Source organism: Lunatimonas sp., assembly GCF_020832325.1.
Lineage (GTDB): Bacteria > Bacteroidota > Bacteroidia > Cytophagales > Cyclobacteriaceae > Lunatimonas.
This window is the reverse complement of sequence record NZ_JAFIEU010000051.1, coordinates 89,540-114,615: the sequence shown is the minus strand read 5'-3', so window position 1 is coordinate 114,615 and position 25,076 is coordinate 89,540. Positions and strand designations below refer to the sequence as shown.

21 protein-coding genes are annotated in these 25,076 nt (G+C 45.5%); 11 read left to right on the top strand and 10 right to left on the bottom strand.

Annotation, left to right across the window (positions count from 1 at the left end):
- Positions 1-47: 47 nt before the first annotated feature.
- Both JJU34_RS20595 and JJU34_RS20590 read right to left on the bottom strand, forming a co-directional pair.
- Positions 48-404, bottom strand: coding sequence for a hypothetical protein (locus tag JJU34_RS20595; RefSeq protein WP_228694321.1), 357 nt, complete (start codon positions 402-404; stop codon positions 48-50).
- 164 nt (positions 405-568) lie between these two features.
- Complete coding sequence (locus tag JJU34_RS20590) at positions 569-2,245, bottom strand: hypothetical protein (protein WP_228694319.1); 1,677 nt, start codon at positions 2,243-2,245, stop codon at positions 569-571.
- A 313-nt stretch (positions 2,246-2,558) separates the two neighbouring features.
- Between JJU34_RS20590 and JJU34_RS20585 the strand changes: the two genes are divergently transcribed.
- From JJU34_RS20585 to JJU34_RS20545, 9 genes are all read left to right on the top strand, one after another.
- Positions 2,559-2,804, top strand: a complete 246-nt coding sequence (locus JJU34_RS20585; protein ID WP_228694318.1) for a type B 50S ribosomal protein L31 — start codon at positions 2,559-2,561, stop codon at positions 2,802-2,804.
- A gap of 74 nt (positions 2,805-2,878) precedes the next feature.
- On the top strand, positions 2,879-4,078 hold the full coding sequence (locus JJU34_RS20580; protein WP_228694316.1) for a putative sugar nucleotidyl transferase: 1,200 nt from the start codon (positions 2,879-2,881) through the stop codon (positions 4,076-4,078).
- Positions 4,079-4,098: 20 nt separating this feature from the next.
- A complete protein-coding gene (locus JJU34_RS20575; protein WP_228694315.1) occupies positions 4,099-5,226 on the top strand; it encodes a hypothetical protein in 1,128 nt (375 codons plus the stop codon).
- Positions 5,227-5,379: 153 nt separating this feature from the next.
- On the top strand, positions 5,380-5,832 hold the full coding sequence (locus tag JJU34_RS20570) for a RimK/LysX family protein (protein ID WP_228694313.1): 453 nt from the start codon (positions 5,380-5,382) through the stop codon (positions 5,830-5,832).
- Positions 5,829-6,737: a 30S ribosomal protein S6--L-glutamate ligase gene (rimK, locus tag JJU34_RS20565; RefSeq protein ID WP_228694312.1), complete on the top strand. Its 909-nt coding sequence runs from the start codon at positions 5,829-5,831 to the stop codon at positions 6,735-6,737. Before JJU34_RS20570 ends, rimK begins: the two co-directional genes overlap by 4 nt.
- A 232-nt stretch (positions 6,738-6,969) precedes the next feature.
- Positions 6,970-7,905, top strand: a complete 936-nt coding sequence (hemC, locus tag JJU34_RS20560; RefSeq protein ID WP_228694311.1) for a hydroxymethylbilane synthase — start codon at positions 6,970-6,972, stop codon at positions 7,903-7,905.
- Positions 7,902-8,756 carry a peptidylprolyl isomerase gene (locus JJU34_RS20555; RefSeq protein WP_228694310.1) on the top strand — a complete coding sequence of 285 codons (855 nt, stop codon included), beginning with the start codon at positions 7,902-7,904 and terminating at the stop codon, positions 8,754-8,756. Before hemC ends, JJU34_RS20555 begins: the two co-directional genes overlap by 4 nt.
- Complete coding sequence (locus JJU34_RS20550; RefSeq protein WP_228694309.1) at positions 8,734-9,672, top strand: SDR family oxidoreductase; 939 nt, start codon at positions 8,734-8,736, stop codon at positions 9,670-9,672. The genes JJU34_RS20555 and JJU34_RS20550 overlap by 23 nt, the downstream gene beginning before the upstream one ends.
- Positions 9,673-9,712: 40 nt before the next feature.
- On the top strand, positions 9,713-11,104 hold the full coding sequence (locus JJU34_RS20545) for a sodium-dependent transporter (RefSeq protein ID WP_228694506.1): 1,392 nt from the start codon (positions 9,713-9,715) through the stop codon (positions 11,102-11,104).
- A gap of 74 nt (positions 11,105-11,178) precedes the next feature.
- On the opposite strand, the gene JJU34_RS20540 is transcribed toward JJU34_RS20545, so the two are convergent.
- Together JJU34_RS20540 and JJU34_RS20535 are read right to left on the bottom strand one after the other, a co-directional pair.
- Complete coding sequence (locus JJU34_RS20540) at positions 11,179-11,751, bottom strand: polymer-forming cytoskeletal protein (protein ID WP_228694308.1); 573 nt, start codon at positions 11,749-11,751, stop codon at positions 11,179-11,181.
- 6 nt (positions 11,752-11,757) lie between these two features.
- Positions 11,758-12,786 carry a ParM/StbA family protein gene (locus tag JJU34_RS20535; protein ID WP_228694307.1) on the bottom strand — a complete coding sequence of 343 codons (1,029 nt, stop codon included), beginning with the start codon at positions 12,784-12,786 and terminating at the stop codon, positions 11,758-11,760.
- Positions 12,787-13,350: 564 nt separating this feature from the next.
- Here JJU34_RS20535 and JJU34_RS20530 point away from each other — a divergent pair.
- The gene (locus tag JJU34_RS20530) at positions 13,351-13,962 is read left to right on the top strand and encodes a porin family protein (RefSeq protein ID WP_228694306.1); all 612 of its coding nucleotides are present in this window, start codon (positions 13,351-13,353) and stop codon (positions 13,960-13,962) included.
- Positions 13,963-13,985: 23 nt separating this feature from the next.
- On the opposite strand, the gene JJU34_RS20525 is transcribed toward JJU34_RS20530, so the two are convergent.
- From JJU34_RS20525 to JJU34_RS20500, 6 genes are all read right to left on the bottom strand, one after another.
- Positions 13,986-14,570, bottom strand: a complete 585-nt coding sequence (locus tag JJU34_RS20525) for an AraC family transcriptional regulator (RefSeq protein ID WP_228694305.1) — start codon at positions 14,568-14,570, stop codon at positions 13,986-13,988.
- A 77-nt stretch (positions 14,571-14,647) separates the two neighbouring features.
- Complete coding sequence (locus JJU34_RS20520) at positions 14,648-15,232, bottom strand: hypothetical protein (RefSeq protein WP_228694304.1); 585 nt, start codon at positions 15,230-15,232, stop codon at positions 14,648-14,650.
- Between the two features lie 409 nt (positions 15,233-15,641).
- Positions 15,642-16,826, bottom strand: a complete 1,185-nt coding sequence (locus JJU34_RS20515) for a hypothetical protein (protein WP_228694303.1) — start codon at positions 16,824-16,826, stop codon at positions 15,642-15,644.
- Between the two features lie 11 nt (positions 16,827-16,837).
- The gene (locus JJU34_RS20510) at positions 16,838-19,975 is read right to left on the bottom strand and encodes an efflux RND transporter permease subunit (RefSeq protein WP_228694302.1); all 3,138 of its coding nucleotides are present in this window, start codon (positions 19,973-19,975) and stop codon (positions 16,838-16,840) included.
- Between the two features lie 66 nt (positions 19,976-20,041).
- On the bottom strand, positions 20,042-21,211 hold the full coding sequence (locus tag JJU34_RS20505; protein ID WP_228694301.1) for a hypothetical protein: 1,170 nt from the start codon (positions 21,209-21,211) through the stop codon (positions 20,042-20,044).
- A gap of 265 nt (positions 21,212-21,476) precedes the next feature.
- Positions 21,477-22,943 carry a Gfo/Idh/MocA family oxidoreductase gene (locus JJU34_RS20500; RefSeq protein ID WP_228694300.1) on the bottom strand — a complete coding sequence of 489 codons (1,467 nt, stop codon included), beginning with the start codon at positions 22,941-22,943 and terminating at the stop codon, positions 21,477-21,479.
- A gap of 313 nt (positions 22,944-23,256) precedes the next feature.
- Between JJU34_RS20500 and JJU34_RS20495 the strand changes: the two genes are divergently transcribed.
- Positions 23,257-25,068 (top strand): asparagine synthase-related protein, encoded by a 1,812-nt coding sequence (locus JJU34_RS20495; protein WP_228694299.1) that lies wholly within the window; start codon positions 23,257-23,259, stop codon positions 25,066-25,068.
- Positions 25,069-25,076 lie beyond the last annotated feature (8 nt).

Sequence of the window (25,076 nt, the reverse complement as noted above, 5' to 3'; positions counted from 1 at the left end):
TCAATAAAAACAAACTTAAGATAGTCAATTCTCTCAAAAAACGATAATTACTTGAAATTTTCCCTTGGCTTGATGGAAGAAGACTCCCGATCAGCAACGTCTCCTCCTTCCAATTTCCGATCTATTTTACCCAATTTAAGCGTTCGTTCGAGGTCAAAGACCATCGCCTTTAGTTCTTTCTTTTCCATTTCAGCTTGATCTATTTTCTTGACCATGTTGCGCTTTGCCATCGAGGTTACTGCCCAAGATATCAAATGTAAAACTGTCCCAACCAACAACCAACTTACCACGGTCCCGGCCTCCAAAGGACTGTCCCACATTCGCTCATAGGTTAAAAAAAAGATAAGCGCCACCCCAAAAAAAAGTGCGCTTATAAGTTGGAATATACTGTTTACCTTTTCCATAATTGAGTCAAAATTAGTTTGGAATACCTAAGTTACTAAACTGGCGCCACAGCGAAAAGGTTTTTCTACGGACTCTACCCAGAAACCCTTCTAATGCCATTGATTAAAATGTACTACATATCTCGTGCCATCAAAAACCGATAGGAAAAACAGGGCAAATCAATTTAAAAATTGGTGTCGAACCGGGCAATATTCAGGCGAAGAGAACCCTGAAAGAACCCCGTCGCATCCGTTGCTCCCGTATCCAGTACCCTTTGATTCCGGTAGGTATAGCCGAGATCAAAAAACAGGTTGTGCCTCAGCATATAGCTGGCCAAAACGTTTGTCTGAACAACCCGGTTGGCCACACCCTGCCCAATCACATTCCCAAACAGACTTGTGCTGTTTACCGTCCTATTTTTCAATACATCGCCCCCAAAATTAGCAGTCTCATCCGGGTCCTCTCCGAAATACTGATAAATAAGTAAGCCCTGTAGGTTCAATTTGGGTGCGGCTTGATAACGTATAATACCGACTCCCTCTCTGAAATTTGCACCTAAAGGATGCGTCAGTGGTGTCCGGTAGTTGGTGAAGGACTGAAACTCAAATTTCTCTTGATAGGTATATGGCCTGGCCTGATTGTATTCTATCTGAAGGTCGAGATGGGAGATCCCAAGCGGCTCTATCGCCTTTAGCCCCGCCTGCAGTCCATACTTATTCCGGCTGGATTGCTTGCCATCTATGCCAAAAAACTCACTAAAGACAAACTCATCCAATGCAAACTGTCCATATACTTGCATACGCTTAGGCAAGTTCCACTTCAAATCAAGTCCCAGCATGACCTTATCCGGTGATCCCAACTGATGCTCTACCCAGCGGTAAAAGATCAAGGGACTAAGGTAATTCCAATCAAACTGACTAGCCATCACCGATTCAAACACGCCTATATTGAGGCGCTTCCCCAGATCTGCCGACAGGCGGTGGTGGCTAAACCACTTTTGCGGGTAGCGGGCATCCGTAGGAAATCCCCTATCATAGACCACATCCGCATTCATTTGCGCCCACAGATTGGTCAAATTCAACTTCCATATCTTTGTATTGACCTTTACGAACATATAGGGGTTGGAAAAATCTGACAATACCATGGAACGATATCCGTCTCCCACAAAGTTTCGATCCTGCCCCATCTGAATCCCCACATGCTCTGTGGCCTGAAAGGTAAAATAGCCCGTGGCAGAAAAAAATGAATACCCGGTACCCCGAAACCGTTTCCAAAACCCCTCCCCCGGAACCGCACCATTCGATTGGGTATATGCTCTCACCCAGGAAGGAAACTTCAGATCTGTAGTAGCCAAAAATGTGTAAAAACCGATTTTTCGATCTATGCTGCCCCTTACTTCTACTCCACGGGTATTTCTAAACCGTAACTCCGACTCTCCAGATTCGCTTCCGGCCTGAAGATAAAGTACCGGGCTCACGTGTAGGTCAAAGGACTTGTCCCTATGATGGTAAAAATCTGAAGGGGTCCTATAAAAGGGACGAACACCTCGATGGACAGACTCAGGTGCTGCGTCAAAAAAAAACTCCCAATTGTCCCGCTGAAGGTAGCTCAGATTAAATCTATCCCTTGCACTGCGTACAGTAGAATCCGCGGACAAGTTTTTGAGAAATGCCGCCACGTGATCCCTGCGGTAAGGCTTCATTCCTGTCTGAAAAGGCTCCGCAAATATTCCTTGCTTGATTTCATATCGCTCTATCAGGTGATAATAATCCCGATTGAAATTGATGTAGGCTCCTTGGCCAAAACCCTGCGTGAGAAACAGCGCTGTGAGCAACGATAAACCCAAAAATTTCTCCTTCATAATTACTCCAAACTAAAACCAAGAGGAGCCGCCTCGATCCACACCAAGTCAGCTTATCACAGCGAAAGTAAACTTTATCTCTGAAATCCAATCGTAAACCGAAAGTTTTTATTCAAAAAGGTTTGGAAACGACTCACGAAAGCAATAAATTTGTGCCTCAATTTCAGAAGACCAGAAAACTAGTCTGGCAAAACCGATGAAATTGGACAGAGCGGATTCGTCACACGATGGAGTGATTAGTTAACAGGAAATATAGTTTCCCAGGGGTCTGCAATGCATAGGTTACGCACAATGAAAAGAAAATTATAGACACATGAAAAAAGATATTCATCCTAATTACAGAGAAGTAGTTTTTTTAGACACTTCCAGTGAGTATAAATTCATCACCAAATCCACCATTGACACGAAAGAGACCATTGAGTGGGAAGATGGCAAAGAATATCCGTTGGTTAAAATTGAGGTTAGCTCTGCGTCGCATCCTTTTTACACCGGCAAGAAGATGTTGTTGGATACCGCTGGACGTGTGGAGAAATTCAACCGACGTTACAAAAAGAATTAATTTATTTTGCCATAGGCAAAGACTTAGGGTCTGTCAGGAATCGTATTCCGGCAGACTTTTTTATTTTTGTGGGTATGGACTATTTTATCCTTTTTGATGACCCGAAATTACGAGGAAATTTACTACCGTTTACCTTTACCCGGCCTATAGCCGAAATACGGGTTGGGATTTTGAAGGTTTGGGAAAAATGGGAGCGGCGATTGGGTGTTCCAAGCGGTATGCTTACCCAACCACACCTCAGTGGGAAGTTCGCTCATGAAAACCGACCGGCCTGGATGCTCAATGGAGCCGTTTTACCGGACGATCTACTGGTAGACCGTATCCAATCGTTGAAACATACGGAATCCCTATGGCAGGGAGATGTACTAATCGCCAGCTACTGCCCAGACCCCGTTCGGTTTCACGAAACCATCCATCTAATCAAGCAAAAAGTATCCTATGATGCTCCAATAGCTCTACTAAAGAATCTTTGGAATATCTTTCAGCTTAATGGGAATCAGATAAGGGAGGACTTCGGCCTGCTAACCAAGAGAAGAATTTCAGCGGGTTCATCGGATCCATACACCCATATTTACCGTGAGGCGGAAGTCTTTATTGAGCCAGGCGCTTCGATCAAGGCTTCCATCATTAACGCTGAAAACGGTCCGGTATATATTGGAAGGAATGCACAGATACTGGAGGGTTGCCTAATTCGAGGGCCATTTGCCATGTGCGAGGAAGCTATATTGAGTATGGGGTCCAAGATGCGGGGAGACATCACCATTGGCCCCAAATGCAAAGTGGGCGGAGAAGTTTCCAACTCGGTTTTTCAAGGATACAGCAACAAGTCACACGACGGCTATCTAGGTAATTCTGTCGTCGGTGAATGGTGTAATCTAGGAGCCAACACAAACACCTCCAACCTGAAAAACAATCACAGTAACATACGGGTGTGGAGTTACCCCAAAGAGGACTTTATTGATTCAGGTTTACGGTTTTGCGGGTCGTTTATCGGCGACCACAGTAAATTGGCAATTAGTACAATGCTAAATTCAGGAACAGTGGTGGGTGTCGGTGCCAATGTCTTTGGCGAGGGATTTCCTAAAAAACTGGTCCCTTCTTTCGCTTGGGGTGGCCCCACCGGCTTTAGTACCTTCAAGCTCAAGAAATTCGAGGAAACGGTGGCAAGGGCAATGGAGCTAAAAGGGGAAATGTTCCCTGAAACAGAAAGGGTGCTTTTGCAGGCCGTTTTTGAAATGACCAGACCGTATAGGGTATGGGATAAGGATTTTTAGCTATTTTTGTCGAGACTATTATGCTATTTTCATCCATTCCGGGATTACCCGAAACCAAATCTAAGCTAATACAGGCCATACGCCAGGATCACCTTGCTCATGCACTGCTGTTTCACGGGCCCGAAGGCAGCGCTGCACTGCCTTTAGCATTGGCATTAAGCACGTATGTTAACTGTGAGAACCCTAGTGAAACAGATTCCTGCGGAGAGTGTTCTTCCTGCCAAAAAGCGGCCAAATTGGTCCACCCTGATGTAAATTTTGCGTTTCCAATATCGGGCAGCTCCTCTAAAGAGGATGAAATCGAGGAAAAAAAGAAGGTTGATATTCTTAAAATCTGGCGGAATTTTGTCCTTCAAAACCCCTATGGCAATCTTCATGACTGGGCCATCTCTTCGGGATTTGAACGCCAAATGAGTATTTCTAAGGCAGTAGCCAAGCAAATAATCCAAACACTCTCTTTAAAGTCCTTCGAGGGTGGTTACAAAACCATGGTGATCTGGAGCCCTGAGCTGATGAATTCATCGTCAGCCAATGCGCTATTGAAAATCTTGGAAGAGCCCCCGGAAAAAACCTTGTTCCTCATGGTTTCCCACCATCCCGAACAGCTTCTCACAACAATTCTCTCCAGGACACAAAAAGTATTGGTGAGAGGCTTCCATGATCAGGAAATCATTTCGGAACTGCTGCGCCGGGAGCTTTGCAGTCAAACAGCAGCCCAACAGCTCGCTCCACTAGCCGATGGCTCCCTGAGAGAAGCCTTCCTGCTAGCAGAAGATGTAAAAGACGAAAATACTGCGAAAGTACGGGACTGGCTAAGAGTATGCTACAGCAAAGACATCAATGCGATCTGTGCGTTCGTGGAGGAATTTGCTTCACTTTCCAAAGAAAATCAAAAAACATTGTTGCTAACCGCAGTGAACGTACTAAGGGAATGCCTCTTGGATAAAAGTCAGCTCAATCAACTGATGCGTACCCCGGAACATGAGCGGGATTTCATTCACAAGTTAGCAACCAATGTGCTTACAACCGATAAAATCAATCATATTTACGAGAAGGTGGGAGATGCCCATTATCATTTGGAACGCAATGCCAATCCAAAAATCCTGTCCTTGGACCTGACTTTTGCGGTTGCCAGAATACTCAGGTAGCAACCCGAAAAAGGTCGGGCCAGCTTTACGAACAACAGGCATGACGTATCCGCTATACCGCGAGACGTCTTTCCTACTTGCTACCTGCTTGTAGACAGACATCCCGATGAACCGGGACAAGTTCTGACCGCTGAAGAAACAAATAATAAACAGATGAAGAGAGTTATAGGAAGAAGGGAAAAAATAAGTCTTCCCGAATGGGGGATTTCCGGTATTAGCGGAAAAGTGGATACCGGTGCCTATACGAGTTCCATCCATTCGGTATTTTCAGAAATGGTGGAAGTAGACGGCAATAGGCGGCTTAGATTTACCGTTCTCGACCCAAAAAACCCGAAGTATACAGGAAAGATCCTTGAGACCGAGCATTTTTCTGTCAAAAGCGTAAAGAACTCTTTCGGGCAGGCTGAGAACCGATACCACGTTCTTACAACCATCGAACTATTTGGCGAGAAATTTGAAGCGGCATTTACACTTTCCGATCGCAGCAAGATGAGAAACCAAGTATTGCTAGGCCGCAAACTATTGAGAGGACGATTTGTTGTCGATGTAGATTTGATCAATCAATCCCTTAAAGCACTGAAAACCAGCCAAAATAAAAACCAATGAAAATAGCGGTTTTATCCAGAAACTCCCACCTTTACTCCACCAAACGGATCATGCAGGCTATCCAAGAAGCCGGCCATGAGGGAAAAGTGATTGATCATTCGCTCTGTGACCTGGTCATTGAACAAGAGGGGCCTTCCATTATATACAAAGGAGAGAAACTCGAGGGCATTGACGCCATCATTCCAAGGATTGGTGCCTCCGTTACATTTTACGGCACCGCGGTTGTCCGTCAGTTTGAGCTGATTGGGACATTTTCAGCGGTGGAGTCCCAAGCCATTGTACGAAGTAGGGACAAGCTTCGCAGTCTGCAAATCCTCTCCAGAGAAGGACTTGGAATGCCAAAGACCGCCTTTACCAACTTCTCGAAAGGAGGCGAAAAGCAACTAGTAGAGCGGGTAGGTGGAGCTCCATTGGTTATCAAACTGCTGGAAGGAACCCAGGGACTTGGGGTTGTGCTCGCGGAAACCAAAAAAGCCGGTCAATCGGTCATAGAGGCATTTCATGGGCTGAAAGCCCGAATAATCGTGCAGGAGTTTATCAAAGAAGCAAAGGGGGCAGACATACGTGCGTTTATCGTAAACAACAAAGTGGTCGGAGCCATGAAGCGCCAGGGTGCAGAAGGAGAGTTCCGTTCAAATTTGCACCGAGGTGGCAAAGCAACCGTGATTAAACTCACCAAAGAGGAGAGAACGGCAGCGCTAAATGCTGCTAAAGCTCTTGGCTTATCTATTGCCGGAGTGGATATGTTACAGTCTGCGCGGGGCCCTTTAATTTTAGAAGTCAACAGTTCCCCCGGTTTAGAAGGAATAGAAAAAGCCACAGGAATCAACATTGCGGGCAAAATTATCGAATTTGTGGAGGAATCGGTGATCAAGAATTCCCAGAAAAGAAAAAAATTCCATTAGATGAAATGCCCATGAGAAAAGTTCTCACACAGAAGAATGATTATAATAGGGGATTCCATGTGACCGCTGAAAAACAATTATAAACACATGAAATCGAGCATGACGTAGCCGTCACACACTGGGATGCCCCGATAGCTATCGGGGTAACCATGCTACCTGCCTGCCGGTAGGCAGGGATTCCATCCCGATAAACCGGGACTAGTTGTGACCTTTGAAAAACAATTATAGACACATGAAACCGATTAAAATAGGAACGAGAGGCAGTAAACTGGCCTTGTATCAAGCTTATTATGTCGCGAATTTGTTGGCCAAACACGATCTCGACACCGAAATTGTGATCATTGATACAAAAGGAGATCAGATTCTGGATGTAGCTATCTCAAAAATCGGCAGTAAGGGCGTCTTTACCGAAGAATTGGAAGTTCAGCTGGAAAAGGGGCTGATAGACATCGCCGTGCATAGTGCAAAAGATATGCAATCCACCCTGCCCGCGGGTTTCGAATTGATTGCGTTCACCGAGCGGGAACAGACAAATGATGTCATTATCAGCCACAAACCAGAGATTGCCATTAATGATCCAGAGATTCAAACCCTCTTAGGTACCTCGTCAACCCGCCGGGTGGCCACCCTGAAGCATTTTTACCCCCACATCCGCACCACTGAGATTAGGGGCAACCTCCAAACCCGGATTGCAAAGATGGAATCGGGAGCTTGTGATGCGCTGCTGCTTGCCTATGCAGGTGTGCATCGAATGGGCTACAACCACCTCATCAAACACGTGCTGCGTCTGGATGAATTTACGCCTGCCGTAGGACAAGGCACCATTGCAGTTGAAGCCTTTGAAGGGCTAGATGCAAAACGACGAGCGAAAATCACACAGGCAGTACACGATCCAACCACTGGGTATTGCCTTGAGGCTGAGCGGAGCTATTTGAAAGAGTTGGACGGTGGATGCAGCATACCCATCTTTGCCTTGGGCACCTATTCGGCCGAGCAAGTGACACTCACCGGAGGCATCGTAAGCCTAGATGGTAAAGAGCGCATCGAAAGACAGGTAACCGGACCTTCCCAACAGGCCGAAACGCTGGGTAAACGGCTCGCTGAGAGTGTACTGACTGCCGGCGGAAAAGAAATATTATCAAAAATCAGACAACAACTAGCTAAATGAAACTCGACTGCTTGAAAAACTCGGTATTGGGACTATGTCTTGGACTTGCCCTATTAGCCTGCTCCACCGAGAAAGATCACTTAGTGACCATTGAAACCAGGCATGGCAACATGTATGCGATATTGTATGACAAAACGCCTGAGCACAAAGCCAATTTTCTCAAGCTAGCAAGCGAGGGACGTTTTGACTCTACCGAATTCCACCGTGTCATTCAGGAATTCATGATTCAAGGGGGAGATGTATTCGGCTTAGAGAACTTGCCGGAGGAGGAATGGTATACCCTACCTGCGGAGATACACCCGGATCTGATTCACGAGAAAGGCAGCTTGGCAGCGGCTAGGCAGGGAGACAATATCAATCCCGGAAGAAGATCCTCCGGGTGTCAGTTTTACATTGTTCAGGGAAAAGTTTACGATGAGTTATCGCTCAATACCGACATGAAAAAATTGCAGGAAGCCTTCATGCGATACCTTCAATTGGAAAGTAACAAAGCCCTTCGCGAAAAATACCTCAGCCACTACCAAGAAGGAGAATATGATAGCCTAAATGCGATAATGCTTTCCAAAAAAGTAGAATTGGAGCAATTCTTAAGCGTAAACCTGAGTAGCAGCAAACGTCCCAATCAGGTCAAAGCTTACACTACTGTGGGCGGTACACCACACCTGGATGATGCCTATACCGTTTTTGGTAAAGTAATAAAAGGTCTGGAAGTATTGGAAAAAATTGCATCAGAAGAAACCGACCGAAACGACAAACCTGTCAATCCAGTAGTCATGAAAGTCATGGTCAACGAAATCAACCGAAAAAAAATAACCGAAGAATATGGCTATGAATACCCCGAAGCAAAATAGAAGCACCATTCTCATCACTGGTGCTAATGGGCTACTGGGACAAAAATTGGTAGAACAAGCCGCTTCAAATCCGGATTACCGGGTAATCGCAACGGGTAAAGGTGAGTGTCGACTCCCCAAAGAGGACCCGAATTTCGAATACGTGCAAATGGATGCAAGTCAGAAAGACGATATAGACAGTGTTTTCAAACAATACCACCCGAACATTGTCATCCATGCCGCATCAATGACAGACGTAGATAGATGTGAAATTGCCCGAGATACCTGCTTCACACAAAACGTCGAGGCCACCAAATGGATTACCGAGGCCTGTACCAACCACAAAAGTCACCTTATCTACCTTTCCACTGACTTTATTTTCGATGGAAAAGAAGGACCATACGACGAAAGCGCTAAACCAAACCCATTAAATTACTATGGATGGACTAAAATGGAAACCGAACGACTCGTGCAAAAGGCTACCTGCAGCTGGTCGATTGTCCGAACCAATCTCGTATATGGCACCGCACATGACCTAAGCCGCTCGAATATCGTGCTCTGGGTAAAGCATGGTCTAGAAAACGGCAAAGAGCTTAACCTAGTGGATGACCAACTTAGAACACCTACCCTGGCGGAGGATCTAGCATATGGTTGCCTATTAATCGCCGAAAAGCATGCTACCGGCATATTCAATATTTCGGGAAAAGACCTGCTAACTCCCTACGACATGGCGATGCTTACAGCGGAGCACTTTGGCCTTGACCAAACAAAGATCATCCGTACCGATTCGTCCCACTTCTCTCAAGTGGCCAAAAGACCACTACGAACCGGGCTTATCATCGACAAAGCACGGCGAATTCTCGATTATCAACCCAAAAGTTTTGTGGAAGGAATTGCTATTGTAACAAAACAATTTAATTTAGCCAAGTCAAAATAATCCACAGTTCTCAAAAAAACCAACAACCGACCAAAACATGATGCAAAAAGCAACCAAAGTACCAAAGAGAGGGCAATGGGGCTCCACTTTCGGCTTCATAATGGCAGCAGGAGGCTCCGCCGTAGGGCTGGGAAACATCTGGCGATTCCCCTACATCACCGGTCAGAATGGCGGTGGGGCGTTCGTACTTGTGTACATCATCTGCGTGTTGCTTATCGGCCTTCCCCTATTGCTCAACGAAATTGCTCTGGGTAGAAAGTCAAAGAAAAATCCCGTCGGCGCTATTCGGGTCACCGGAGGGAATCGATTTTGGCAAAGTGCTGGGGTCCTGTGTGTAGTGGTTTGCTTTGCTGTGCTCAGCTATTACTCCGTAATCGCGGGATGGACGATCGGTTATATTTTCACCGAGCTGATCAACATACCGGTCAATTTCGCGGACTTTGTCCAAAACCCCTTTCTAGTAATCCCTCTTTGCATGGCCTTTATCCTAGCTACGATCGCCATCGTGCTTGGTGGTATTTCGGGCGGAATCGAAAAGGCTGCAAAATTCCTGATGCCCATCTTATTTATTATTATTCTGTTAATTGCCGCTAGATCGGTTACCCTGCCCGGAGCAGGAGCTGGGATCGAATACTACCTTTCTCCTGATTTTTCCAAGATAAACGGAAGAGTTATTTTATCTGCACTTGGTCAAGCATTTTTCAGCATGTCAGTGGGATGGGGCTTGATGATCACGTTCGGATCCTATCTACCCAAAGATTCGAATGTCATTCAGTCTTCCGGCTGGATCGCAGGAATGGATACGATGGTAGCGCTTATGGGAGGCCTCATGATCTTTCCGGCACTTTTTGCCCTGCTCCCGGGAGAGAGTCCAGACGGTGGACCGGCATTGGTTTTTAATGTGCTACCACGGGTTTTTGACCAAATCGATCCATTTGGAAACATCATCGGTGCCATGTTTTTCGTGCTGCTGTTTGTAGCCGCTCTCACCTCCAGTATATCTATGTTGGAAGTACCTGTAGCGTATTTCATCGACGAGCGAAAATGGTCTCGGAAAAAAGCTACTTGGACCATCGGCATCGGAGCCATGCTCCTTTCCATTCCCTCCTCATTAGCCGCAGTAGACGGAAACTTCTTTCAAAAACTATCCTTTAATTTTTTTGGAAAACCCCTCGTGGGATTCTTCGATATGATGGACTTTTTCTTCGGCACCATGGCCGTAGTCATTATATGCCTCATGCTCAGTCTATACACCGGATGGGTAAAAAAAATCCGATCCTATGCGGACGAACTCTCTCATGGAGCGCCAATTTTTGATGGCTTTCCTAAGATCGCATGGATGTTTTTCATCAAATGGATCTGTCCTATTGTCATTATTTTGGTATTGATGAATATGGTTGGACTGTTTGGGGAATATGGAGAAGGTGGATGATCGGTATCATCTGAAAACAAAAAAAGCCTGCTCCAAATGCATTGGGGCAGGCTTTTTTTGCTTCCAGTAGAAACTTACCAGGTTCTTGGAAAATTTCGGTTGAAGTCATCTGACAAATCCGATTTATCTTCTTTTACCACATCGGGGACTTTTACCACTCGGTCATCCTTCTTATCCTGAGCTTTACGCTCTTCCATGTGGGATTTACGCTCTTCCATAATGGAATACAACTCTTCCCTACTTACCGCATTGACCTTACTGTTCTTAGAAGCAGCTTCCACCATCTCTTTAGACACAGTCTTTATGGTACTGTCCACTTTGGCACCTTTTTGAATAAGGATCTCCTGAGTCATGATATTACCCGAAACAGAAGCCATGGAATAGATGGTGGTTTCTCCACTGATATAAAGGTCCCCAACTACTTCCCCACTAATGCTAATTTCTGATGCGATAATGTCTCCGGTTATTGAGGCCTTCTCCCCCACTACCACCTTCTTATCGGTCCGAATACTACCTACCAGAATTCCATCCGCACGTATATCACTCTTTGAGATAATATCTCCGGTAAGTTCAAATCCCAACGACAATACCGTAACCTTACTTACATTCGCCGACTCCTCCTGTTTTTTGTTGGATTTAAATTTCATAACCTTTTAGTCTTCAGATTCTTGTTTAAACGTCGTTATGATGGTAGAGCTGTTTCCCAGATCCACTCCAACAGCCTTGTCTTTGGCACCTCCGTTTATGGCCAAACTATTGTAACAGTAGCCGATGGAAGCAAGCTGCTCTGGATTTTCTGGTACATGTATGTTAAGCAGCCCATCAAACTCCTCTTTGAATAGACCGACCAATTCTTGGTAATTTGCACCACCGCCCGCTAAATACAAATCTTCCGATTTGGCAAAATCTCTGTCTGAAAAGGCTTTGCGGATTGAGGGTGAAATCACATCCTTGTAGTACTGTTCGATTACCTGCTTCCTCAGGTCTTTCAAATCAATTCGCTTTCTATTTAAGATAATCGTGCCCTGACTAAAATTCTGGTCAATCTGATGTTCAGTCTTTAGATCCAGATAATTATCCTTCTGAAGCTCTCTAGTGATCAGATTCACAGCATACCGAAGACCAAACGTAGACACACTGGAACGCTGAACCAATCCACCCTCAGTACTCAGAATAGCCTCCATGGTGCCATAGCCCAGGCTGATCATGAAAAAATTACGTGGAGCATTTGGCACAATTTGCCTGACTGCCATGCTCGCTCCTACCACTTCGGGAACAATCGCCACTCGATCTACCTCCACCGCCATTTTTTTTCGACCACCGCCTCCAAATGTCTGTGTATCAAACTCTATAATATGCTCGTTTTCCAGCAGCCTGTAAGCGCTTTCTTTGAAAACCTGAAATGTAGAAAACGGAAAACCAGTGGTCACGGTGATCGGACTACCCAACTTTTGAGAGGCCAGCAGAAGAGCCGCTTTCAAAAATATGCGGTAGTCGACCTCATCCGGAGAACTATTGATATTTCTGTGGGGAGAGGTCCCTTCTGACAAAGCCAACTCACCTACCAAATACCCCACATTATCGTGGTATATCTTCAATCCAGAAACCAAATCCCGGGCAACATTCCTTAGCTCTAAGTTGCTGCTTTCCAAAACGCTTGGATATTTAATTACTTCTATCATGGATTAATTATGTTCAGTTTATGCGTTAATGAAACAGTTTACAATTAAATAGGCCTTCCACACCCATCTTACACATGAAGACAGAACCGCAAAAGACCTCCAAAGTTTGAATAGATTGGGCAAAAATACGACTTTAATCCGCAAAGCCCGCTATCAAATACCCTCTCGATCATCACGTAAAAACCCTCGCTTTTTGACCTATTCAAAAAACACTAACGGGCAATATCTACCGTTATTATCCTCGGCAAATCTTTTGTTTTCGTACTTTTTGATTATTTTTGTCAAAATACGCCATTTTGCGCCGCTTTGAACTTATCCCAAAGTTGGACCACAAATTATCGTTTTATTGTTTAAAATACAAGGCCTATCGTGCTTTGTGTGCGTTTTTTATCCTCTTGGTTAAAAAACGAGCCTAAGAGTTTCAACTAGGCCTGTGGTTTGGGCATGGTTTTCGAGAAGGAGTCTATTCAATGAACTTTTTACCCGATTATGTACTAAATTAGTCTGTCTCTTACGTTCATAATAGGGAACCGTTAAACCCTCAGAAACCCTAACTGTAATCAAATGATAACGAAAACAAAAAATCCAATCATCGGCATAGCATTCGGCTGTATCTTCGCTCTGTTCACCGTACAGGTGCAGGCACAGGAGTTCTCCATCGGCCCTAAGTTCGGTATTTCGCAAGGAGATATCCGCGTAAATGGCGAGGGGTTTACTACAGGCGAAAGTAAACTCGGGTATCATCTTGGCCTTTTTGCGAGATTGGGAGGCAACCGGATTTTTCTACAACCAGAAATACTGTACACAAACACCGGTGGGGAAATCCAAAGCTCCCAAAATCAAAGCCAAGTCAACTACGCTGTATCGTTTAACCGAATCGACACACCTATCCTATTTGGCTTCAAGATCGCGAATTTCTTTCGGATTCAGGCGGGGCCGGCGTTGAGTTTTTTGATCAACTCAGATGTGGACACCAACACCACGGGTGTCCCACTGCCTGACTACAACCAAACAACCCTAGGATATCAAGCAGGCATAGGGGTGGACATCGCTAACATGATTCTGGACCTAAAGTACGAGGGGCCCATAGGAAAACAGGCCGACAGTATTGCGGGATTTCCAACCGATCAGCGGCAAAACCAATTGATCCTGTCCCTGGGTATACGGCTATTTTAGCCATTAAAAAAACAACTTTATGCTCATATGCTGTCTAACCCCTTCCGGGGCTTTACAGCCAACTTTCTATAGGCAGAGGGAGTCATTCCGGTGACTTTCTTAAACTGCGCCGAGAGATGTTGCACACTGCTGTAGCCTAGGAGATAGGAGGCTTCACTCAAGGTGTGTTCACCATAGCTCAGCCATTCCTTTACTTTTTCAACTTTTAACTGAATAAAATACTTTTCAATTGTGATCCCTTCCGTCCCACTGAACAGATGACTCAGGTACGAATAGTTTTCGGCAAGGTATGCACCCAAATAACTTGGTAAAGAAAACGAAGAGGGTATATCCGCTCCATGTACCGCCTCGATCAATGCATTTTTCACCGCTTCGATCCGCTTGGAATCCTTCGATTTCAATAGCACAAACCCCACCTCCTCCAAATTAGCTTCCAAAGTTTTCATCTCTTGGGATGACAAAGGCTTGAGGAGCCATACCCGGCCAAGCTCCACTTTGGAAAAACCGATTCCGATCCGCAATAATAATTCCTCCACCGCGCTCACGCAGCGTGGGCAAACCATGTGTTTGATAGACAAAATCTGCATATGGACAAAACAACTTGTCATGCGGTAAAATTCAAAAAAGGCTGCCTCCCATGGAAGCAGCCTCTTATACGTGATTGTTGGTGGTGTAAAGTGATTGATTATCTGACAGACACGAACTTTCCGAATCCAGTCTCATCTACTATTTCAAAAGAAACGTTTTTTAATGTCCTCAAGTGTTTAAAGTTAAACTTCTTGCCGAAACTAGCCTCTGAAAATTTTTCCTCATGGATTATTTCCGATCCATCATAAATTCGAACGGTCTTTTCTTTGTTGTCCAAATTGCTAACCAACAACGCAATGGTGTTATAACTTACCACTTTCGTGTCAGCCAAAAATCCAATGGGGCGCTGAACGGGAGCCAAGGAAACCTGAAAATCATCCAGTTTGCCGATGTTAGAATCAGTTACCTGAAAGCTATAGGTACCCAAATCCAACTTACCAAGATCATAGTTTCGAAAAAACACCTTGTCTGCTTCAATTACGTCCTTATAGACCGTCACATTTTGCTGGTTTTTGATCGAAACGATCACTTTTCCCTCGGGCACAGAAAGATACTTCAGCTGATACTTGTTTTCACCAACTTTTTTTAACGTCACTATTGGATCAGGTGCACCTGATTCCGTCGCCGCATAGGAGCTAAAGGTCGCGCAAAGCGCTACGAGTGTTGCAATAATTAATCTCATGGTGTTAAATTTTTAAAGGTTTGTAAAATGAAATTTTAAACCTCTTTTCCGGCGGTGTGCCGATAAATAATTGGTTGAGGTTAATTACTTTGGGCGGGTAATTGAATCACTTACGTAAGTATGATACAAATGTATGTAGCGAATTAATCCGTTGCAAATAAATCAATAAAAACATTCATTAATTAACGATTAGTTAATAATGAGCAGTCAATAATAAAAATATGAAAAACGAAAAAATTCGAAAACAAGGTGGGACTAAAGAGCAATTACAGTATATAATATTACTTTTTGCTCAAAAAACAAACATTAAATTTTATTTCTACTAAACACATAGCATATACAAAATAATTCACCTATGCCGCCTAAAGCATCTCTAAATTCAAATCCCCGGATGCACCTCGCTGATAACTTACTTCTTTATGCGCAATTTGTAAAAGACATTATGATCCCTCTCAATGGCGGGATTTACATTATCGTTGACATATACGTGGCCCATGGAATCGGCAAAATCCAAATAACCCGGCACAGGAAGCTCATCCAGGACGCCTACTTGCTTTCCCCCACTGACCCATATCCAACGTAATTTAACAAAACTCTCCAACGCCTCCTTGTATTCAGGTGTATTGTAAAATTGTTCGGATCCTGCACGCAGCTGACGCATCACATCACCGGGTATCTTCGTAGAAAAGACCGCTACCAAGTCATCCCCCACATACCGCAGGTCTACAAAAGACGGGTAGTCGGAAAACTGATCTTCCTCGGAAAATTTCACGGCCGGAACCTGACTCGGACGGTCCTTGTGAGACAGCTCTATCGTCTCCACCATTATAGGTCTGTCTTCTGAAAAATCATATACAAACAACTGATTACCCATTGCAGGTAATACCGCCATATGCTGCTTCCCGGAATGAAAAGCCATAATGACACCAGAACCCACATAGGAGCCACTCTTTCGCGGCTGCCATTCCTCCGGATAGGTCTCAAGCAATTCGTGTCGCTCCTCGTCCAAGTTATACCTGAACAGCGCGCGCGCCGAATCGTAATACGAAGCACTCAGTACCTTCGGGTCCAACTTCTTGGAGTCGATCAAATTCATTTCCTTTCCGAGTATATAGCGCTTCCCCTCTTTCAAATAGGGATGAAACATGGTTTGATAGTGGTACACAGACATCGAATGAAGGTTCTGAAACACAGCCGGCAACTGCCCTAATTTCTTTCCAGCCAAATCGTATATATGAAAACCATTCATCAGGCCTTGCGCCACCCAGCGGTCCTTTCCCAAAAAGCGGTACCCCAGCGCACCGTTGGTACCGACACCCTCAGGCCCATCATCTAAGACCTCAAAGACCTGTACGACGGCCCCTTTTTCATCAACCAAATAAGGCTTGCGAGACCTGACCCCGCGCATGAGGTAATAACCGGTCTCTGGCGAATAATCATCTATGACCAGTGTATTCAGTTCATCGACCACCAAGCTATCTACCAGCACCAACTCCAGCTTGGTCGCTGGGCCCGACTCCCCATTCTTTACGGAGGTAGTGCAGCCAACGACGCTACAGGCCACCAAAAAATTAACTAAACCTTGCATTTTCATACTTGAACCCTTTAAGATGTTTGTTTTCTAGTTGAAGTTACCGCTTTGTGTTTGCTTTTTTGCCATAAGAAAACCGGAAGTGCCCAAAAAACCCCAATCATACTAAATATCAGGCCGCCAATCGTACCAATGGCTAGGGAAAACCAGAATATCTCATTTTGTCCTTCCATGATAAATGGAATCAGACCAAAACAAGTGGACAACACCGTTAGCAAGATCGGTGTTGCTTTTCCGGCCACTGCTTTTAACAGATTGCGGTTGTAAACTCCTGTCCTGCGATTGTTGAGATCGTTGACGATGAAAATCGCGGCATTGACAGCCAACCCCCCTAACATGACAAACGCTGCATATCCCCCTTGATCAAAGTAAAAATCAAACAAAGAGAAAATCAGAAAAAGACCGATAAACGAAATAGGAATGATGAAAATAATGACCAAGGGTTGCTTAAAATTCTCAAACAACACCGAACAGATAAAGAATATCCCAACCACCAATACCGCCAAAAGGCCGTACTGCCGCTTGGCTTTACTGTAATCCCAGCTATAGGTTTGCTTGGTGGCTGTATAGCCCAAGGGAAGGGTCGTTTTCAGCTCTGCCAACACCTCGTCCAGATATTCCCCACCAAACTTCGCCGAACCCATGTACTCAAATGAAACCAGGCGAATATACTGCCGGTCCTCCTTATGCAGCGAGCTAGTGGTGGTTTCCTTTTTGAGCGCCCCAAAGCTTCCCACCCGGAAAATTTCATCCTCCCCGGAAATTAGACTGGTGTTTTCCAAATCAAATCTTGAAAACCGATCCGAGTCCTTTTCTTTCAGATATACACCATAGCGGCGATTGTCTACATTTACGAACAGGGAAGCGGATTGGGGCTTGGCGACGTCGTCCAGAGCGCTCACCATGCGATACATATCCGCTCCTCCCAGGCTCATGCGATCTTGATCAAACCGAAGCACATATTCCTCTGTTTTTCGCTCGTAATAACTCAAGCGCTCATTGGTGTTTACTTCTTGGATGCGGCGGTGTGCCACCAACTTCTCTGCCAACTTTTCCGCCTGCCGCTCCAGTTCGTCAAAATTATATCCCCGCATCTCCACCCGAAAAGAGGGTATGCCCTCCCCTCCCGGTCCGGTATAAAACCCCTGCCCAACTCCGAAAATATTCCACCTAACCCCGCTCCAATCGGTTGATTTCATGGCTAGCTTTCCCTTGAGCTGATAAGGAAGTGCCGAGCGCTCGTAGGCTTCCTTGAAGGTTATCTCGATTCGGGCACTTTGACCGGAGGAAACCGTAGTGACAAACTTATCTATGCCCTCTACTCCTTTCAGGTAGGCTTCAAATTCCCTGATAATATAGTCCATTTGCTCCAGTGTATTGCCGAAGGGCAGTGCGGCATTGACATAGAGCCTGGTTCGCTCAGGCTCCCTGTACTGGGATTTCTCGAAAACACCTCTTACAAACATCCGAATAGAGCCTCCCAGGGCCTTGTCCACCCAAGGCCGGATTTCCTCTTGGTAATAGGTACTTCCTATACTCTTATTGTACCATTCCTGTCCGTCCCACCTAGATGGCAAATAAAACACGGGCAGCCCAAACAGCAGGATCAACATGCATACAAAGGTTTTGCGGTACCGTGCCGTAAATGCGATGAATCGCTCCATCCGCAGGAACGCCCGTGCCCGCCTCCTAAGTGCCCTCATGGATAAATCCCTGCCTTTTTGGCGTTTCTCCGCAAAGAGTAACTGATACAAGGCCGGCGTGAATCCCAACGCAACTACCAGGGACACACCCAACATCACCGCCACCACTACCGAAAACTCCCCGAGGTTTTTCCGGTCCTCTTCCGGAAGCAAAAACACCATCAGTAGAGCCGCAATGGTGGTGAGAGAGGCAGCCAATAATGCCAGAAAAACTTTGCGGTTTCGGTGCTTATGCAAATGATCTATCATGATGATCATATTGTCCACAATCAACCCAAACGAAATGGTTAATCCTGCCAGCGAGTACAAGTGAATGTCCACCCGAAGCAGATACAGGATAATGACCGTAAGACTTAAATTGACAACAATTCCTAGAAAGAGTGTGGTAAGGTACCGTAGATTGCGGTTTACCAAAAAAATAAACACTACCAGGATTAAAATAGAGAGTCCGGATCGCTTGTAGATTTTCTTGAGTTCCTTTGCCAAGTATTCGGTGTTATCGTTTTCCAAGCGCACGTCAAAGCCAGCAGGAAGGAGTCCTGCCTGCCGGCTTACTACCTCCTTGATGCGTTGGGCCAGCAGCACCTTATTCACCCCGTCCCTACTGAAGATGGTCATCGTCACCGAATTGTTCCCATTGATTCGGTAGTAGTTGGTGGCTTCCTCCTCCTCCAAAGATAGTGTAGCGACATCTCCTAAAAACAAGTCCTTGCCCTCCAGCGTCCCCAAATGTAGGTTCTGAAGCTGCTCAAGCGCTGTCAGGGACCGGTCCACCGTCAAAAACAGCGACTCCCCGGAGGCATTGATCACCAAACCGGGATATTGAAGGCCAAAAGCGTTCCGAATTCTCGACGCCAAGGTACTTCGGTTGATTTTGAGTACCTGCAATTTTTTGATGTCATATACGATAAACAGACTTAGGTCGCTCGCACCACGTACAGCGATCTCCTCAATTTCCTCGATACGGTTTAGGGAGGATTTGAGTACGTCTTCGGTAATCTTCTTGATCTCAAAAGACGCAAAAGGACCGTTGATGCTAAAAGTCAGGATCGGGGACTTTTCATTGACACTCCGTTGGGCTGATTGGGTCACATTGGGATAAGAAACTTTGGTATCCATAGAGGGATACACTTGCCGTATCAGGGAAGCAACCTCAAACTGTTTGTATTCCATATCCGTGTGTTTGTCAAAACGCAGCGTGATGGAACCTCGGTTGTACTCCGATACGGAATTGATCTTTTTCAGCTCTGTCAGCTGGCTAAAAACTCCCTCTAGCGGTGAAGTACCCAGTTTTTCCACCAATTCGGGAGAGGCATCCCGCACCGAAAATGAAATATTCAGTACCGGTTCACGTTCCCTCGGATTCAAGTCCACGGATAGCTTGGGAATCAGAGCGAACCCAATAATGGACACCACAAAAAAAGCAACCACTAATCGGAATGGTGTCATACCTTATTTATTTTAACGTTTTCCACTACTTTAGATGTACCAACCGTAGCAATTGAGGAACAATTGCTACGAGCTACTAGATGGCTCCAATGATATGTCATAAAAGTACAGGACCACATAGTCCAGTTCTTCCTCCTGCTGCCTGTGCTTTAAATTTCGGTGAGCATACAATCGTTGGCCCGAATGTCGAAATTCCACCTCCAAGGGACCCTCCCATACTTTTTTACCGTCTAGCACTAATTGGTAATGATTCTTCTTGTATTTTTCAACCAACTCCATAAACTTCGGTCCACCCACACGATCTCTTGGAAGAGCATCTACCTCCGTCTGAGGTACTCCAGCTTTGTAACCGGCAAGTAGGAAAGAACCGACTTTCGAAAAATGAAAATAGGATGACCCCGCCAGATCCGAAAAAAACTGCTCAAAAGGCCTCCCCATATCACTTACTGCCACTACTTGGGAATAGGCGGTACTTGGCTGCAAATCCATACTCCCCAACAATTCCAAAGAAGGCAGGGAATACCGATAAATCTCGGGGCTATAATAGAAAAGCAGTAGCAATTCCTCATCTTGAAGAAGTGCATGCGGAGCTGGCTCTCGATATTTACCCGGTCTCTGTATCATTTTTGACTCTACAGGAATGTATTGTTCGGAACGAATTTCATCATTCCTCCAGTCGTAGAGCGTTAAATAGGGGAACTCAGCTAGATAGTCTGGCTTTTCAAAAAAGTCAGCTGAAAGGTCCTCTGGATATCGGCTGGTAAACAAAAAATCCCCAATCTGCCGAATTCCATGGGCACCACCCACTGAGTTTGTGTACACTTGAAAGGGGAAAGATTTTTTTTCCTTTAAATTAAACCTAAGGTCGTAGAGGTAGTATCCCTGCATGCCAAACACTGCAATGGTACTGTCACCGAAATACCCTGCCGTCACCATGACATCCCCGTGGTTGTCTTTCCCGTCTTTCTCGAGTTTTTTCGTAAAATGAATGGTACCATCCTCGGATACGCGCACGTAAGTTGAAGCCCGAAAATCGTACAATAAAAATTCCGACCCATCTGATCTCTCGTTTAGAAGGGTAAGTTCGCCCAAATAGTCTATCACCAAACTATCTACCACATCAAACCGGACTGAAAAATCAGTGGTTTCACGCGCTACATCCGAACTACAGGATGAAAGTCCCATCCATAGGACAAGGCTACCAATACCTAAAAACAAAACGCGCGAGTAGTTCATAGCTGGTTCAAACCATATTCGGAAACAATGTCAGAAAAACGACCAGTTAAAACTAAAAAAATAATATAGAAAAGCAAAAATATTTTGGTTAATAAAACACCTTCAACTCTATATTTTAACATTTATTTAAACTTAAAAAGATACTATTTACTCAAATCATCACCAATACGCCTTCCCTTGGTAACAGGAGACGGCATATTCCTCCGGATAAACCATGGAGAAATACGCCGTCAGCTGCGCACTACGCAAAATCAAACCGATATTATCAAACCGACTTTGGCGAGGGGATGTCAAATTCGGCGTTACGTGGATCGTAGAGCAATCGGTTAGCCTCTACGGAATGGTCTCCCACAAAATGTTCAGCATCCCCATCAAATTCCAGCCAGGGTCCTACAACATACTCTGCTTTATCTTCTGGCACACCCATTCCATCTCTCGCAATGGCATGTATCTTCATAAACTCCTCATAGGCAAGTGGATTATCACCAAAGCGCCCTGCCTTAGCATTAAAGGGAACTTTCTCTCCCAACCTGTAAGAAATATTCATCAAATGGCCCAACGTGCAGCTGTAATGCGCATCGTACATATTGCCGTTTGCCATCATGGGGTCTCCCGCCTTACAGGCAGCCACAAAGCTACCATAAGGCCCCCCCGGCGTAATTTTCACTTCAGTAATCGGTACATTCCGGGGTTGACTTCCATTGTGGGAGTGGTACTCCCCATCGATGAGCTTTCCTCCATCCTCAAAATAAAACCGATTGGTGACCTCTTGCACGTAGCCTTCGTGGTTGACATTTCTTACGTTAAAAAAGACCTGCTGTCCATTAGCAAACTCGGCAATGGCAAACATGGTATTGGGTGTCTCTCCCTGATCGTTCCATGAAAAACGCCCCCCCATCGCCATCACCCGTTTAGGGTGCGTATTGGCCACCTCAGGATCCAAGGCCCAATAGGCCACATCCAATTGGTGCGTTCCTTGGTTGTTTAATTCGCCGTTTCCTACCTGCCAGTTCCAATGCCAGTTGTAGTGCACCAGATTTTCGTGAAACCGGTCAATGACCGCCGGCCCTTTCCAGAGATTCCAATCCAAGTTGGCAGGTGCCGCAGCGTAGGGTTTGTGCCCTATCCCGACTCTTGGCTTGCATGCAAAGCCATGCGAAACAAGCATTTTTCCGTATTTGCCAGACCGGATGTCGCTGATTTGATTGGCCCACCGGGCTTCACTTCGCCGCTGGGCACCATGCTGAATCACCACCCCGTATTTCTGAGCGGCAGCCAACGCTACCCGGCCCTCATACACATCGTGGCTTGCTGGCTTTTCCACATAGCAATGCTTTCCGGCCTGTGCGGCCCATATCACCATTAGCGAATGCCAGTGGTTGGGCGTAGCTACCGTTATTGCATCGATGTTTTTGTCCTCGAGAACGCGGCGTACATCCGCCTCCCCCCGGGCACGGGAATGTACACCGCCACCGTCCTTGAGGCTTTGGATACGTTCGGCAAGGACCCGGCTGTCGGGATCTACCAGATACGCGATCTCAACATCTTCCAAGGCAGTAAACCCACCAATGTGGGACTTACCTCTTCCATTGAGACCACATACCGCTATCCGCAGCCGTTCGTTAGCACCCACGATAGCCGAGTAGGATTTTGCACTAAAGCCAAGCGCACCCATGGATATACCCGCAGTACCGAGTGCGGATTTTTTTAAAAAAGACCTTCTTTCGTTCACAATATTTGGGTTTAGTTGTTAACAAACGTCTATACCCTAAATAAACCATAAAATTTTATTTCGACCAACTATTCCCTTGTATTCCTTTTCAATATGGGGCTAAACGGGAAAAAAATAACTTGAAGGCGCAAATGATTTTGTAGATTTGCATGGCAATTCTAAGGAATTCCCCGGTTACAGACAAGGCGGACGTGTGACCTTTGAAAAACAAAAAATAAACAGATGAAATCGAGCACGACGCAAGCGACACACGGAGGGACGATTATAATACGTGCGAGATTCCATGTGACCTTTAAAAAACAATTATAAACACATGAAAGGTTTTTTTGCAATCCTCCATTTAGATGAATCAGGCCAACACGATGTCCGCTCCTTTCTACCCGAAGAACTTACTACCGAAAAACATCTCATCGAATCCACCAATTGCCTGCTGATAGGGTACCAATCTGAAAACATCTTTGCAGACACTGAAAACAGCATACTGATTTGCGGCTGGGCGAGAATTGACAACAGAGACGAACTAGGTACCGCATTGTCTATCAACGAAGGAGCGGGTGACTTGGAACTGATTCACTCCGCTTACCAAAAATGGGGGAACCAATGCCTAGTCAGACTGATCGGCGATTTCAGCTTTGTATTGGTGGATACAGCAAAAAATACCTTTCTCTTGGCAAAAGACCCTATCGGAATTCGCCCCCTATTTTACATAATCCACCAAAACCTGCTAATAATCTCTACCAGAATACACGATCTAAAGCAGGCGGTACCCTCCCCCCCGGAAATCAACCTCCACTATGTAGCGCGAGAACTGAAAGGATATACACAGCCGGTTGAGGAGACCTTTTTCAGTCCAATCCGACGTCTAAAGCCAGCGCACTTTCTGGCAGTAAGCCCTGAAAATACGCTGGAGGAAGTCCGTTATTGGGAGCTAACCAAAATAACGATCCCCGATTGCAAAACCGAAGAAGATTATCTCAATCGGTTGATGACCTGCCTAATAACGTCCATTCAATGTAGAATTCGCCATAAAACAACCGTAGGCTGCCAGTTAAGTGGGGGCATGGACTCCTCGGCCATTGCCGTGTTACTTTCAAAATTGATGCCCACGCAAAACCTGCATACCTATTCCTTTGTGCTAACGGAAGAGACCAAACCGTATTCCCCCACCGGTGTGGATGAACAAAATACTCAGGAAGAGATCATCGCATTTGCAAGCCTAGATAGAAAAAATCACCACCCGATCACCAAGTTTCACTTTTCGGATGTGTTCGACGAACTGAATACGCGAAATAAAGTAATGGGTGGCCTTGCCAACAGTGATGCGATTTGGCAAGACACCCTGTTTAAAGTTAGTGCCGAAGAGCATGGGGTAGAGGTGATGTTTAGCGGCTTCCCCGGTGACGAAGGCATCTCTACATCGGGAAATAACTACTTCCATGAGTACATCCACCAAGTAGATATACGGGGACTAGTGGCACATTTGAGAGACTTCCGGTTGAAGGCCCTCAAAGGAATTGCCCATTACTTTTGGGGCATGCTTCACGGTTCTACGAACCCTGCCTTCCGTAAAATACAGCAACAACGAAACCTACTTCATCCAGATAGTCCTCTTCATGGGCAAATACAGGATGAGTCCTTTCCCTTTGAACCATCCTTTCGTCGCTTTTTGAAGCGGAGGATGTGCAGGCCACACACCACGCTGCGAACAGAGTCAGAAGGGGCCTATGCAAACCGACACGGAGTTGAAACCGTTTATCCATTGGCTGATGTTCGTCTGCTGCAGTTGGTATACAGCCTTCCTGTACACCTATTTGCACCAAAGAAATACAACCGGACAGTATTTCGAGAACTTACCAAGGACATTTTACCCGAACGGGTACGGCTACAGCCCAAATACAATGGTGCGAAAACGCTTGCATTTGCCGACTATTGGATCTGCAGTAAACAGGAGCAGCTAAAAAACTACGTACCCAAAAATCGATACCGACTATTTATGGAGCAACCCGAGCCAACCGAAGAGCAATCTGCTCTAGGGCACATGGCAATAAAGCGTATTAATTTCATCAAAGAGATTGACTATTTTGTAGAAAAAAACAGTTCAACTAATTTCCCACCAATCGAATAACCAAAATT

Bases quoted from the DNA above. Each gene is read 5' to 3' on its own strand.
- JJU34_RS20505 (WP_228694301.1), bottom strand. From the start codon at position 21,211: ATGAACTACTCGCGCGTTTTGTTTTTAGGTATTGGTAGCCTTGTCCTA.
- JJU34_RS20530 (WP_228694306.1), top strand. From the start codon at position 13,351: ATGATAACGAAAACAAAAAATCCAATCATCGGCATAGCATTCGGCTGT.
- JJU34_RS20510 (WP_228694302.1), bottom strand. From the start codon at position 19,975: ATGACACCATTCCGATTAGTGGTTGCTTTTTTTGTGGTGTCCATTATT.
- JJU34_RS20550 (WP_228694309.1), top strand. From the start codon at position 8,734: ATGAATACCCCGAAGCAAAATAGAAGCACCATTCTCATCACTGGTGCT.
- JJU34_RS20585 (WP_228694318.1), top strand. From the start codon at position 2,559: ATGAAAAAAGATATTCATCCTAATTACAGAGAAGTAGTTTTTTTAGAC.
- JJU34_RS20520 (WP_228694304.1), bottom strand. From the start codon at position 15,232: ATGAGATTAATTATTGCAACACTCGTAGCGCTTTGCGCGACCTTTAGC.
- JJU34_RS20525 (WP_228694305.1), bottom strand. From the start codon at position 14,570: ATGACAAGTTGTTTTGTCCATATGCAGATTTTGTCTATCAAACACATG.
- JJU34_RS20555 (WP_228694310.1), top strand. From the start codon at position 7,902: ATGAAACTCGACTGCTTGAAAAACTCGGTATTGGGACTATGTCTTGGA.
- rimK (WP_228694312.1), top strand. From the start codon at position 5,829: ATGAAAATAGCGGTTTTATCCAGAAACTCCCACCTTTACTCCACCAAA.
- JJU34_RS20580 (WP_228694316.1), top strand. From the start codon at position 2,879: ATGGACTATTTTATCCTTTTTGATGACCCGAAATTACGAGGAAATTTA.
- JJU34_RS20545 (WP_228694506.1), top strand. From the start codon at position 9,713: ATGCAAAAAGCAACCAAAGTACCAAAGAGAGGGCAATGGGGCTCCACT.
- hemC (WP_228694311.1), top strand. From the start codon at position 6,970: ATGAAACCGATTAAAATAGGAACGAGAGGCAGTAAACTGGCCTTGTAT.
- JJU34_RS20570 (WP_228694313.1), top strand. From the start codon at position 5,380: ATGAAGAGAGTTATAGGAAGAAGGGAAAAAATAAGTCTTCCCGAATGG.
- JJU34_RS20495 (WP_228694299.1), top strand. From the start codon at position 23,257: ATGAAAGGTTTTTTTGCAATCCTCCATTTAGATGAATCAGGCCAACAC.
- JJU34_RS20535 (WP_228694307.1), bottom strand. From the start codon at position 12,786: ATGATAGAAGTAATTAAATATCCAAGCGTTTTGGAAAGCAGCAACTTA.
- JJU34_RS20595 (WP_228694321.1), bottom strand. From the start codon at position 404: ATGGAAAAGGTAAACAGTATATTCCAACTTATAAGCGCACTTTTTTTT.
- JJU34_RS20540 (WP_228694308.1), bottom strand. From the start codon at position 11,751: ATGAAATTTAAATCCAACAAAAAACAGGAGGAGTCGGCGAATGTAAGT.
- JJU34_RS20590 (WP_228694319.1), bottom strand. From the start codon at position 2,245: ATGAAGGAGAAATTTTTGGGTTTATCGTTGCTCACAGCGCTGTTTCTC.
- JJU34_RS20515 (WP_228694303.1), bottom strand. From the start codon at position 16,826: ATGAAAATGCAAGGTTTAGTTAATTTTTTGGTGGCCTGTAGCGTCGTT.
- JJU34_RS20575 (WP_228694315.1), top strand. From the start codon at position 4,099: ATGCTATTTTCATCCATTCCGGGATTACCCGAAACCAAATCTAAGCTA.